At 43.9% G+C, this 12,211-nt stretch carries 11 protein-coding genes, 1 tRNA gene and 1 riboswitch; of the genes, 4 read left to right on the top strand and 8 right to left on the bottom strand.

All coding sequences use genetic code 11. The features are described from left to right. Positions 1-184: 184 nt before the first annotated feature. From CHK_RS01285 to CHK_RS01315, 7 genes are all read right to left on the bottom strand, one after another. Entirely contained in the window at positions 185-2,557 is a 2,373-nt protein-coding gene (locus CHK_RS01285; RefSeq protein WP_160295563.1) for a diguanylate cyclase domain-containing protein, read from the bottom strand. 339 nt (positions 2,558-2,896) lie between these two features. Then, on the bottom strand, positions 2,897-3,400 hold the full coding sequence (locus tag CHK_RS01290) for an SEC-C metal-binding domain-containing protein (protein ID WP_046442184.1): 504 nt from the start codon (positions 3,398-3,400) through the stop codon (positions 2,897-2,899). A 1-nt stretch (position 3,401) separates the two neighbouring features. Next, positions 3,402-4,619 (bottom strand): NADP-dependent isocitrate dehydrogenase, encoded by a 1,218-nt coding sequence (locus CHK_RS01295; RefSeq protein ID WP_046442185.1) that lies wholly within the window; start codon positions 4,617-4,619, stop codon positions 3,402-3,404. A gap of 67 nt (positions 4,620-4,686) precedes the next feature. Continuing rightward, positions 4,687-5,172 carry a ribosomal protein S18-alanine N-acetyltransferase gene (gene rimI / locus CHK_RS01300; RefSeq protein WP_200896511.1) on the bottom strand — a complete coding sequence of 162 codons (486 nt, stop codon included), beginning with the start codon at positions 5,170-5,172 and terminating at the stop codon, positions 4,687-4,689. Continuing rightward, on the bottom strand, positions 5,169-5,849 hold the full coding sequence (tsaB, locus tag CHK_RS01305) for a tRNA (adenosine(37)-N6)-threonylcarbamoyltransferase complex dimerization subunit type 1 TsaB (protein ID WP_046442186.1): 681 nt from the start codon (positions 5,847-5,849) through the stop codon (positions 5,169-5,171). The genes rimI and tsaB overlap by 4 nt, the downstream gene beginning before the upstream one ends. Further along, positions 5,846-6,271 (bottom strand): tRNA (adenosine(37)-N6)-threonylcarbamoyltransferase complex ATPase subunit type 1 TsaE, encoded by a 426-nt coding sequence (gene tsaE / locus CHK_RS01310; RefSeq protein ID WP_046442187.1) that lies wholly within the window; start codon positions 6,269-6,271, stop codon positions 5,846-5,848. Before tsaE ends, tsaB begins: the two co-directional genes overlap by 4 nt. 134 nt (positions 6,272-6,405) lie before the next feature. Next, positions 6,406-6,996, bottom strand: coding sequence for an ECF transporter S component (locus CHK_RS01315; protein WP_046442282.1), 591 nt, complete (start codon positions 6,994-6,996; stop codon positions 6,406-6,408). A 63-nt stretch (positions 6,997-7,059) separates the two neighbouring features. Further along, positions 7,060-7,180, bottom strand: a riboswitch (FMN riboswitch). A gap of 130 nt (positions 7,181-7,310) precedes the next feature. Between CHK_RS01315 and CHK_RS01320 the strand changes: the two genes are divergently transcribed. From CHK_RS01320 to CHK_RS01335, 4 genes are all read left to right on the top strand, one after another. Beyond that, complete coding sequence (locus CHK_RS01320) at positions 7,311-8,732, top strand: alanine/glycine:cation symporter family protein (RefSeq protein ID WP_046442188.1); 1,422 nt, start codon at positions 7,311-7,313, stop codon at positions 8,730-8,732. Positions 8,733-8,885: 153 nt separating this feature from the next. Beyond that, entirely contained in the window at positions 8,886-10,142 is a 1,257-nt protein-coding gene (locus tag CHK_RS01325; protein WP_046442190.1) for a hypothetical protein, read from the top strand. A 57-nt stretch (positions 10,143-10,199) separates the two neighbouring features. After that, positions 10,200-10,283, top strand: a tRNA-Leu gene (locus tag CHK_RS01330). A 487-nt stretch (positions 10,284-10,770) separates the two neighbouring features. Continuing rightward, the gene (locus CHK_RS01335) at positions 10,771-11,652 is read left to right on the top strand and encodes a GGDEF domain-containing protein (RefSeq protein ID WP_160295564.1); all 882 of its coding nucleotides are present in this window, start codon (positions 10,771-10,773) and stop codon (positions 11,650-11,652) included. Positions 11,653-11,696: 44 nt separating this feature from the next. On the opposite strand, the gene CHK_RS01340 is transcribed toward CHK_RS01335, so the two are convergent. Then, the gene (locus tag CHK_RS01340; RefSeq protein WP_046442191.1) at positions 11,697-12,203 is read right to left on the bottom strand and encodes a flavin reductase family protein; all 507 of its coding nucleotides are present in this window, start codon (positions 12,201-12,203) and stop codon (positions 11,697-11,699) included. Positions 12,204-12,211: the final 8 nt, after the last annotated feature.

Genomic DNA, 12,211 nt, shown 5'->3' on the forward strand with positions numbered 1-12,211 from the left:
GATTTATTTACACCTTCATTATATATTTTTTGTCATTAAAAGTATAGCATTTCATGAAAATTCATACGATAATGCTTTCTATGTTTATTGACGTTTCCACGGTCACGCAAACATTTTTATTCCCTGGAAGCAAAAAAAGCACCGTAGCTTTATGAAGCCCGGCGCTATCTTGCAGCAAAACAAATCAGACGATTTCAAAGCCATTGCGGCCATGTTCTTTTACAACATAGAGAGCTGTATCGGCCTTTTCATAAAGCATCATATAATCCTGCCCTTTTTGGGCAAAAGCAACCCCCATGCTTAGCGTTGCGGCTTCTCCCTGCCCCAAAACAATATCTTTTTTTATTTCCCTGCGTAAAGCTTCGCATTTGTTTACAACCATATCCCTGTTACGGACATTTTTCATGAACGCAAGGAACTCATCCCCGCCCAGGCGGCCGACAATATCATCCTTACGAAATACCCTCTGGATAATATCCGCAACATTGATCAATACCTTATCTCCGGTATAATGCCCATATTTATCATTAATTCTCTTGAAATTGTCAATATCCATAACAAAAAGCGCGCCCGGCGTTTCTTCAGACGAATGCTGCAAATGCTCATTGATCAGCTTTTTGCAGGTCGCTCCATTATATATATTGGTCAGGCTATCGTTTTGTGCCTTCAACAAAAGGTCTTTCTTTTCTTCCCATTCCTTCTGGATATCCGATATTTTCCCAACTGTGAGCACATGCTTTCCATTGAAGTCAGAAATCACTTTTGCTGTAACGCGTATCCACCGCTTACTGCCGTCAGGGAGCATCATTTCCATATCCTCGACCATTTCATTTTTATTTCCATTTTCGAACGCACACATCATCTCCTGCGCCTTAGGCAAATGCTCCATGGTTTTGCTGTAATGCTCCGTTACCCGATCCACGTTAAAATATTTTGCACATTTTTCAGACAGCTTCAATACATCTTTGGTGTAGTCATACTCAAAAATATACTCGTTGGATAATTCCGCAAGCTGCAGATACCGCTCGTTTTCGATCATAAGTTTTCTGGAAAGCTTCATCCGCCGATTGAAATATACAATCAAAATAACGATTATAACTGCGGCAAAGATACTGACAGACAAAACCGCCTCCCTTGGATTGGAATCCAGAAAAGCCGTCAGAGTAATCTTTTCCGGCTGCATAACGGTATTCTTGTTCATGATTTCGTTCATCGTCTCATCAGGAATATTGCGTACCGCTTTATTGATAATCGTTAATAAACTGACATCCGCAGGCTTGAGCACTCCAATACAGACCTTCTCTGTCAAATCAGACTGCGGCACAAGGTACAGGTTTCCGTACTGCGATTGGTTGGCGTAATATTGAAAAATATGACCGTTACCATATGTATAGTCTGCATCGCCCTTTGCGACAGCCTGCAGGCAATCCTCCGGCGACCGGTAGCGTTGTACTTCGCTTGCATACTTTCCTTCATAGACAACACCATCCGGTAGAGCAAGCTTCTTGCCTTTGATATGATCGGAATCAACGTTTTTATTTACCGCCATAATAATCTGTGAAGTAAGATAAGGACGTGTAAGCGACAGTTCCTGCTCTTCCGCAGCATTGTAATCATAGTTTGCGCCCGCAATCACATCTATTTTCTTTTCCTGCATCATCTGCTGCAATTCATCATAGCTGCCAACTGGGACAAACTCGAATTTGAGTCCAGTGCTTTCCGCAATATGATCGAATATATCTTTTGAAATTCCCTTTAGCTCACCCGTATTCTCTTCCATATACTGAATGGGCGCACGCCCCAATGGAACTCCGACATAGATTACACCGGCCTGATCGATATATGCTTGTTCTTCATCAGAGAATATCAACGTATCGTTTTTTGTTTCAAAATACTTTTCATACAACGTTGTAGAAAAATATGGATCTGCTTCATTCACCCTTAAAATAGCTGAACTGATTTCATTGACAAGCTGTGAATTTCCTTTGGTCGTTATGAAGTAATAAGGCTTGGGAGAATATTTTGCGATTGCACGCGTCCCGTTCATCGGGCTCATGTCTACTCCCGGCACGGCGTCCACAGTGCCATTAGAAAGCATTTCCATCATGCTTTGCTCGTCATCGCAATAAGTAATCTGTGGTGAAATACCATTCATTTCGCAGAATTGCTCGAGCGCTGCATTGTTGTTTTTCGCTTTTGACAGGAGCGCAATTTTTAAATCTTTTATCGATTGGTAATTTGCTTCATTAATTTTGGTGTTTTCCTGCAAAACATTAAGTGTGGAATATGCCGTTCCGTAGCTGTAGCCAGGATAATCATACACCTGCGCAAGCTCGTCGCTATATACAATTCCACCCATGATGTCAATCTCGCCTTTTCCAAGCATATCCAGCAATTTTGTAAGTTGTTCATCCAGTGTGCCTTCCACGGTAACAAATTCAAAATTCCAACCGTTATATTGCGCCATTTCCTGCAGGTATTCGTAGGTGTATCCTGAATAGTTTCCATTTTCGTCGATTTCGGTCAGGCCCGTCTGCATCGGATACCCAACCCGCACTGTATTGTATTCGTTTTTATTCGCATATACCGCTTTTGGGAAGGCCGCAAAAAAAATACATACAACAATCAAACATATAAACACACGACAACAATTTTTGCTGTGGAAAATTCCTTTTGAACAATTCAAACCTGTTTCCTGATTTTTGCAGCTGCCATAAACAAACCAATCCCGCAAATATCTTCCCTTATCAATAATGCTATAATTATACTCCTTCATTACACAGAAGGCAATTTTATTGTATTTCGTTTTACATGGTTTCATCATATAAAAAAGACCAGCCTTCATTCGAAAGCCGGCCTTTGCTGCAGCTGCCACATCTGCTTGTAAAAACAAGGTCTATTTGTCTTTTCCACAGCATTTCTTATACTTTTTCCCACTGCCGCACGGACAAGGATCATTTCTTCCTACCGTTTTCTCACTTACGGCCTGTTTGGAAGCGCGCCATTCGCGCGTGATTTCATCACGCTTGTCTTTCGTCAAAACCTTATCCCACTGAGGAAGCGTATACAGCCATTTTGCTTTGGCGTCGTTCATATTAAAAAACAATTTTTCAAAATCGATATCCAGCTTGATTGGCGTATCTTCCTCCAGACTGTCGATATCGATTTCTTTTTTCAGGCTGGTGTTGATCCCGTCAATAAAACCGCAAAATACAACCGGATCCATTTCGAATTGCCCGGCAACTTCTTTTTCCGTACCTTCATAGATTATGCTGGTATCATCCAGGATTTTTTCATAGACGTCTGCTTCGGCGGCAAAGTAATCATCCCAGAATGCCTGCTGTTGCTGAGGCGTTTGCGCCATTTGCGCCAACTGCTTCCATTGTTCGTATAACGCCATATTACATGATCTCCTTTAGCTCTTGATCAAGTCGCGTTGCAACTTCTTTGATAAAACCATGGGTATTGACAACCTTTTTGTTTCCCTTTTCCCACAAAAGCGCAAGGTCTTTTGTCATAACGCCTTCCTCAATCGTACGGATCGATGCTTTATCAAGCGCATCTGCAAATTTTACAAGCGCATCGTTTTGATCCATCTCGCCGCGTTTTCTGAGCGCTCCGGACCATGCGAAAATTGTAGCCATTGAATTTGTAGATGTTTCTTCGCCGTCAAGGTGCTTGTAATAATGCCTTGTCACAGTGCCGTGCGCAGCTTCGTATTCATAATTTCCATCAGGTGAAACGAGCACGGACGTCATCATTGCGAGGCTTCCAAACGCAGTCGCCACCATATCGCTCATGACATCGCCATCGTAATTCTTACATGCCCAGATATATCCGCCTTCAGAACGGATCACACGGGCTACCGCATCGTCAATCAGCGTATAGAAGTATTCAATTCCCAGTTCATCGAACTTTTCTTTGTATTCCTCATCAAATATTTCCTGAAAGATATCTTTAAACGTGTGGTCATAGATTTTTGATATCGTATCCTTTGTCGCAAACCACAAGTCCTGTCTGGTATCGATCGCATAGTTGAAACAACTGCGTGCGAAACTGCTGATTGATTTGTCGGTATTATACATGCCCTGCGCTACCCCGCCGCCTTCATATTCGAAAACGGGTAAACGCGTTTCTTTTCCATCCGTTGTAAAGATCATCTCAAATTTTGTATTTGCAGGCACGCGGTATTCCGTATTACGGTATACGTCCCCGTACGCATGACGCGCAATAGTGATTGGTTTTTTCCAGGTTTTCACCGAAGGCGAAATACCATCGACTACGATTGGCGCGCGGAAAACTGTTCCGTCAAGAATCGCACGGATCGTCCCGTTTGGACTCTTGTACATTTCCTTCAATCCATATTCCTCAACACGCTGTGCGTTGGGCGTAATTGTTGCACATTTCACACCCACGCCATATTTCTTGATTGCATTCGCCGCATCATAGGTTACCTGATCGTTCGTTTCGTCGCGGTATTTAAGTCCAAGATCATAGTATTCTGTATTCAGGTCAATATAGGGAAGGATCAGATCCTGCTTGATCATATCCCATATAATTCTGGTCATCTCGTCTCCGTCCATTTCCACGAGGGGGACGGGCATTTTGATTTTCTGCATCTATTTTCTTCCTCCTGTTCCTCTTCCAGTCATTTATTGTTTGCGTCTCCGCATGGTATACTTATAATTACTGGCCTACGCTGGTTTCAAGCCCCGGCCCACGCTCTGTCCACATTACATACGCGTCCTCGCCATTGTTGGAATAATAGCGCTTACGGATACCGTGAACGGAAAAACCACATTTTTTATAAAGCTTCATAGCCGTTTTATTTGAGACGCGCACCTCGAGCGACATAGCATCCGCCCCAAACTCCTTGGATACCTCGATCAATTCCTGCATCAGCCGGTATCCATAACCTGCTCCGCGATACTCAGGCAAAATACATACGTTTGTGATATGCGCCTCGTCAAAAATGATCCACATTCCACCATAACCAATGATCCTGCCGTCCTTTTCCACGACAAGGTAAACCGTGTTGTCATTTTCAATAATATCGTCGTACAGCATCGCGTAAGACCATGGCAAATCAAAGCTGCTGTTCTCACAATAATGGATGTCTTCCAGGTCTTCCCTTCGCGCGCGCCGAATGACAATGTCCTTCAGTTCTCTCAATTTCTTTCCTTCCTTAACCGTTCCGCCTGACTTTCTCTCAGGTAATGGGGCTTTAGTCCATCATAAAAAAGCAGGTTTCCCTTCAAGCTTTCCTCATAAGCAATCTCGCATACAGAAGAAGCGCGCTGCATAATAAACTGCGGCGGTAAAAAAACGCTGTCCGGATGCTCCCTGCGAATTATCTCGTCAAAATTCAAGGCGGCGTCGCCTGCAAATACAACACGCTCATCCGGCAAAAGCTCCGTCAAAAGCTTATGCAGCGAAACCGCACATTCCGGCACAACTACCTTGTCCCCCTGTTTTGCAAGCGTATATACCTCGCCCCTGCGGGCGTCCATCACCGCGCATACAATACTGCCAAAACGTCCTGCGTTTTTAATCAGCGCTTCAAGCGTATTGACCGCAACCGCAGGTTTTCCAGCGGCATGAGCCATTGCCGCGCAGGCAGCTACGCCAATCCGTATTCCCGTGAATGAACCGGGCCCTGCCGCAACAGCAAAAACGTCTATATCATTTACTTCGCATTCCGCATCGGCAAGCACATTATTCACAGCCGTCATCAATGTTCTTGAATGCTTTTTTCCCGTATTGATATACACTTCGGAAAGCAATATACCATCCTCGCTTACAGCTGTAGAAAGCGTATTTCCCGTTGTATCGATTCCTAAAACCCTCATGCCGCTACCTCTTCAACCACGATTCTTCGCTCATGATCGCTGATCCGTTCAATGGTGATATCCAGCCGCTTTTCAGGGAGCGCGTCCGGGATGAGATTCGCCCATTCACATACGCATATGCCATCCCCTTCAGCATAATCGTCAAAGCCAATCTCGAATAATTCGTCCTCGTCTGCAATGCGGTACACGTCAAGGTGATAGAGCGGCAGCTTCCCGCTTTCATACGCCCTCAGAATTGTAAATGTAGGGCTTACAATATTTTCTGATACGCCGAGCCCTTCCGCAAGCCCTTTCACAAATGCTGTCTTGCCCACGCCAAGATCTCCATAAACGGCAAGAAAGCTGCCCTTACCCAGATGGAAAGCCAGCTTTTTTGCAATTTCTTTTGTATTTTGCTCACTGTCACTGAAATATTCCTGCATAAACGTCCGGTTTCCTTTTGCTTTTGGGCAACGTTCGCTAAAATCAAATTTTGATAAAATATATCGCCTGTTATATTTTAGCGAAAAAACGGCAATTATGCAAGTCGCATCAGTAATCTTCTCTGCTGCCTGTGTTACTCTTCAGCAGTGCACTGCTTTTTTGGCGGTGTTTCCGGAATCCGGAAAAGCTTTCCAACCGATTTATACAATGCAAACGTGATGGCTGCGTTGATACCCGCTTTGATCAGGTTGAACGGCAGGATCGCCGGTACAATCAAGGTCAGTACCTGTTCGCGCGGAACGCCCATAAAAATCGGCGTAATAATAATATTCCACACGACCATCATCACCGTCCATACTGCCACGCCTACCGCAAGGGCGACAACCGCATTTTTTCTCGTTTTATTGCGTTTGTAGATATTACCTGCAACCAGCACAAACGATCCCGTCGCCACGATGTGCATCAATATTCCGATCACACCGGAAGACGCGCTTACTGTAAGCCCCTGTAAAACCGATACGATGACCGTTAAAATAAAACCTACGCCCGGCCCAAATGCAAACGCCGTAATAAAAATCGGAATGTCTGCCGGATCGTATTCCAGAAAAGGAAGGAACATCGGTATCCTGACCAGATACACAAGTACGATTGAGAGTGCCGCCATTACCGCGATTGAGGTAATGTTGCGCGTTGTAAATTTGGGTTTTTCTACGAGTGAATTCATAAGTAATACCTCCACAAAAAAATTTCCGTGAATAAATAATCCCCGGAAATCATATGTGACCATATTATTCTTCTCTCATCCAGACTATAACTGTCGGCTACGGAATCACACCGTATCGGCTCTTTTTCAAGAGTTCGCAGGCTATACTGCCGGTAGGGATTTACACCCTGCCCCGAAGATTTATTCACTTTTAATATGATTATATTCCTTTTAAAAGGCTCTGTCAACCACCGCTTATTTGACAGTGAAACACTTTTTGTATAATATGAATAACGAACTTTATCCCTTAAATAAACAAACAGGAGTTTTTAGTTATGACTTTCGCAGACATAATAAGCAAAGTCAACGATTTCGTGTGGGGACCGGTCATGCTTGTTCTCCTTGTGGGAACCGGTATTTTTTTGATGATCCGCCTGCGGTTCAAACCGATACGTAATTTAGGCTATGCGCTAAGGCAGGTTTTTTCAAGACACAGCCTTGGAAAAGGAGACAATGCCGACGCGGGAGATATTTCCCCGTTCCAGTCCCTTATGACAGCCCTGGCAGCTACAATCGGCACCGGCAACATCGTCGGCGTAGCGACCGCTATGACGCTCGGCGGCCCGGGCGCTTTGTTCTGGATGTGGATTTCCGCCCTTTTTGGCCTTGCTACCAAATACGGCGAATCCGTCCTTGCCGTTTTTTACCGCGAGAAGAACCAAAACGGCGAAATGTCCGGCGGGCCAATGTTTTCCATCAAAAACGGTTTTACAATCAAATGGCTTGGTACAATTCTTGCAGGAGCTTTTGCTGTTTTTGCTGTGATCGCTTCTTTTGGAATTGGAAACCTGACACAGATCAATTCCATTGCCGACGCAGTAAAAAACACATTTTCGATTCCCACCTGGATCACCGGGCTTGTGATTGCAGTACTCGTAGGGATTGTTCTTTTGGGTGGTATCCAGTCGATTGGAAAAGTATCTTCTAAAATTGTTCCTGTCATGGCAGTTTTTTATGGAGTTGGCTGCCTTATCATTATTATTATAAACGCAGGCAATATGTCCGCAGGTCTTTCGCAGATTATGGAAAGCGCATTTTCGCCAAATTCCATTCTGGGAGGCGTTGCAGGTTTTTCGTTTGCAACAGCCATGCGTTTTGGCGTTGCGCGCGGAGTCTTTTCCAACGAAGCCGGACTGGGCAGCGCGCCCATTGCCGCTGCTGCGGCCAAAACGGATCATCCAAGCCGTCAGGGATACATCAACATGACCGGAACCTTTTTTGATACGATCATCGTATGTACGCTGACCGGGCTTGCGATCGCCTGTTCCGGTGCGCTTGGCACGCTGGATGCAAATGGCGAACTTGTTACCGGGGCTTCCCTAACGATTACCGCTTTTACGAACACGCTTGGCCCGGTAGGCGGATATGTCGTAACGATTGGCCTTATCCTGTTTGCGTTTTCAACCATTCTGGGCTGGAGCTATTACGGTGAAAAGAGCCTTGAATACCTGGCGCGTTCCCCTAAAGCGCGTGTTGTTTACCGCTGTATTTTTGCAGCTGTTATTTTTATCGGCGCGATAACCACGCTTGAAATTGTGTGGGATTTTTCGGACACTGCTAATGGACTGATGGCGATTCCCAATCTTATATGTCTGCTTGTACTGAGTAACGTAATTGTGAAACAGACAAATGATTTCGATGAAAAGTTCCTGAAGCGCGAAAAATTGATGCGAAAACAAAAAAAGCACCATATCTGAATCCTGCCACAAATCCTTTCCGTAAAATGATGGAAAGGATTTTTTATGATAACAAAAGCTGCTCTTCATTGAAAATAAGGTGAAAATAGTTTATAATGGGACAAAATTAAGTACCGTATCTTGACCTTAAGGAAATCACACGGAGGTTTTGTTTTGAAAAAACTTACGATTGCTATTATCTCAATCATATTATTTGTTCTTCCCTTTACTGCCTTTGCCGCTCCTTATACCGACGGCGCAAATTATTTCGTTGTTGATATTCCAGAGGAGGCCGGACTTTATTATTACACGCCTGCCGGTTCTAATATGGGTGAAGAATTACTCAATGCCGTTAATCCTGATAACAAGGACGTTCAATTCAGCATCTGTTATTATACGCCAGACAATGCGTTTGCTTACTCGGTTAAGATGATTGCCGAGCCGCTTTCAACATACGTGGCAAGCGATACTTCCGCTTCGGAAGAATCTGCTTCGCCTTCCAATGATTCAGCGCCTGTTCCGGAAATCACCGATATTTCTCAGCTCACACAGGGACAGCTCGATCAGATTGTCTCTACAAAAAAAGCAGAATATGGCGCGGATTATTCCTTCAGTAATTATTCGACTGAATCATTAAATGGTAAACAGGCCCTGACTTTACAGGGAGGGTTAACCGGAGACGATACGCTTACAACAAAGATTTACTTTATCATCAGCAACAATCAACTGTATACAGTTACCGCCATCTACAAAAATGATGCAGGAAATACATATGGCACAGCTGTATCCGGCATTATGAATACTCTGCAGTTCTCAGACGCCGTTCCTGCAACCGCAACGACGCCAGAGCCTACTGCTACGGCGTCTGCCCTTCCGACCGTAACCGCCACGGCTACAGCAAGCGTAGTGCCTGCGTCCCAACCTGCACCAACGGAAGAAAACTTTTTTAGCAGCATTGGCGCAAAGCTTCAAAATGCTTACAACAATGATCCTTATTTCTTTTTATATGTGGTTGGCATCATGGTTATCGTCGCCATCATCATTATTCTGATCATTCTTTTAAAGAGCCGTAAGCAGAAGGCACTGCGCAATCTGAATATAAGCCGCCCAGAAGAAAAAGATCAGGCTGCCGAATCCACATCCCCTGTCTCTGCTGCGGGGGAAACGTCCGACGTTTCCAGCCGTCTTGAAAACGAACAAAAAAATTCCGGCCTGTCGCGGGATATGCAAAACCGTCCATATGGCGACATCAGTAAATATGTGCCGCAACAAGATGAGCGAACGATTGCTCCAAGCCAGGAGCAAACGCCGCCTTCTTCCCTGCATACGGAAGAAAGCCGCATGGAAACACCGTCCTCCGGCGCGCGTATTCCCCATGTCGGTTCGCGCGTTGAGCGGAACAGACAGAAAAAAAAGAAAAAAGGCAGATAAGTTTGCATCAAATTTCTTGACTTCATGAATCTGATATAATATAATATCATTTGTCGCGCGGTAGTGCTGGAATCGGCAGACAGGCACGTTTGAGGGGCGTGTGTCTATGACGTATGGGTTCAAGTCCCATCTACCGCACCAACAAAAAAGTTCCATGCAAAGCATGGGACTTTTTTGTTGGGACCGGCCGTGGCTTGATCCCTGATAAATGATGAATTTTCTAACTCTGAAAACTACATTTTTTTCCCGGAAAAATTCGTATATCCCACCTTCTGAGAATTGTGTTGAGTCTCATTTGTATCATTGTGTGCTCGTTACGGCCGCAAGGTATGACTATACACTTGTTTTTTAATAAAACGTGACTTTATAGAGCGATTTTTCTGGCTTTTCTAATCGTTATCTTCTATAATATACATACATTACAGGAAAAATAAAAAGGCAGATAAAAGCAATGAAAATTTTTCGAACTTCGCAAATCCATACTGAAGAAACCTACGCTCGAAAAACATATTTTCAGATTATTCTGCTTGCACTGGCCGCTCATCTCTCATTTATCGTTATTTTTGCCTTTCTCTCTTTTTGGGAGCTTTGTATTTATAATATCATAAGCGTATGTTTTTATATCGCAATGAGCCAGATCGTAAAGCATGGTTTTTATCGTGTCGCGGTATCTCTTGTCCATCTTGAAGTATGTATTTTTGTTTCAGTCACTTATCTATTGCTTGGAAGTAATACCGGAATTGAATTGTATCTGATAGCAATATCGTCCTTGGTGTACTTTTGCCCCTTTGACCACAAATGGATTCCCTATTTATTTTCCTGCGGCGAGTTGCTGCTTTTTCTCCTGTTGAAGGTCTATTTTAGCAGTAGCGGAATTTATCCCCCATTGAGCCAATCCGTCCTGACAGGGCTGAATGTCTACAACATCTGCGCAAGCTTTATCATTATTCTATTTGCCGCATTTGCATCCAACGTATCCGCTTCCGTTACAAAGAAAAAGCTGGAGGATCAAAACGAAAGCCTAAGCTCGCTTGCCAATTATGACCAACTCACCGGGCTTTTGAGCCGCCATTGTTTCCTTGATAAATTGGGCGACTATAAACATCAAACCATTATTCTTGCAATGGGTGACATTGACGATTTTAAGATCATCAATGATACTTATGGGCATCATTGTGGAGATTACGTTTTGAAGACAGTCGCCTCCATCATGAAAAATTGTTGTATTGGCTTTTCCTATATTTGCCGTTGGGGTGGAGAAGAATTTTTGTTTTTGTTTCACTCCCTGTCCTTTGACGAGGCATGCCTGAAAGTATCTGAGTTGTGCGAAGGCGTTGATCGATTCACCTTTATTTACGAAGGAAAACCTTTCCATGTTACAATTACTTTTGGTGTTTGCGAGCGCACCGATGGCGAAGATTTCTCAAATCTGATCAAGCGTGTGGATAAAAGGCTTTATCTTGGAAAAGCCAATGGTAAAAATCGTGTTGTGATACAGGACGAGCTTTGAAACAAAAAAAGCCGGAACAATCCGGCCTTCTTATGTAAATTCGTTTATTTTTTTAATATCGTTTCAATTTCACAGATATAAAGCGTATGGTAATCCTTTTCAGGATACCATTTTTCATCAATCCCTTGCTCGATGAAGCAAGCGGGATCATATTTCTGCGCATACAGCTTTTTACAGATCATCACCGTGTCTGCTTCGTCAAAATACGGTGTTGCCCCTTCATGTGATACGCTGAACTGAACTTTTTGGATTTTATCCTCGTCACGCCCTGAAACAGTTCCAAAATAGCTGAGCTGTTTGCGGTATTTCTCAGGTAAAAAAGCAAGTGAAAAAGTTTCTGAGGCGTCGATAAACTCTTTTGTATATCTTGTCGGACGTATTACGACAAACGCAACATTTTTGCCCCACATCACGCCCATGCCACCCCACGAAGCGGTCATGGCGTTTACTTTTCCGTCTTTCTCCGCCGTTACAAGCATCCATTCTTTGCCAATCATGCGAAACGGGCTCTCATTGAACTGATCCGCCTCAATTTTTTTCCATTCTGCCATTTCTCATT

Source organism: Christensenella hongkongensis (genome assembly GCF_000981035.1).
Lineage (GTDB): Bacteria > Bacillota > Clostridia > Christensenellales > Christensenellaceae > Christensenella > Christensenella hongkongensis.

Excerpts from the sequence above, each read along its gene's own strand:
- CHK_RS01290 (WP_046442184.1), bottom strand. The coding sequence starts at position 3,400 with ATGGCGTTATACGAACAATGGAAGCAGTTGGCGCAAATGGCGCAAACG.
- CHK_RS01295 (WP_046442185.1), bottom strand. The coding sequence starts at position 4,619 with ATGCAGAAAATCAAAATGCCCGTCCCCCTCGTGGAAATGGACGGAGAC.
- tsaB (WP_046442186.1), bottom strand. The coding sequence starts at position 5,849 with ATGAGGGTTTTAGGAATCGATACAACGGGAAATACGCTTTCTACAGCT.
- tsaE (WP_046442187.1), bottom strand. The coding sequence starts at position 6,271 with ATGCAGGAATATTTCAGTGACAGTGAGCAAAATACAAAAGAAATTGCA.
- CHK_RS01315 (WP_046442282.1), bottom strand. The coding sequence starts at position 6,996 with ATGAATTCACTCGTAGAAAAACCCAAATTTACAACGCGCAACATTACC.
- CHK_RS01320 (WP_046442188.1), top strand. The coding sequence starts at position 7,311 with ATGACTTTCGCAGACATAATAAGCAAAGTCAACGATTTCGTGTGGGGA.
- CHK_RS01335 (WP_160295564.1), top strand. The coding sequence starts at position 10,771 with ATGAGCCAGATCGTAAAGCATGGTTTTTATCGTGTCGCGGTATCTCTT.
- CHK_RS01340 (WP_046442191.1), bottom strand. The coding sequence starts at position 12,203 with ATGGCAGAATGGAAAAAAATTGAGGCGGATCAGTTCAATGAGAGCCCG.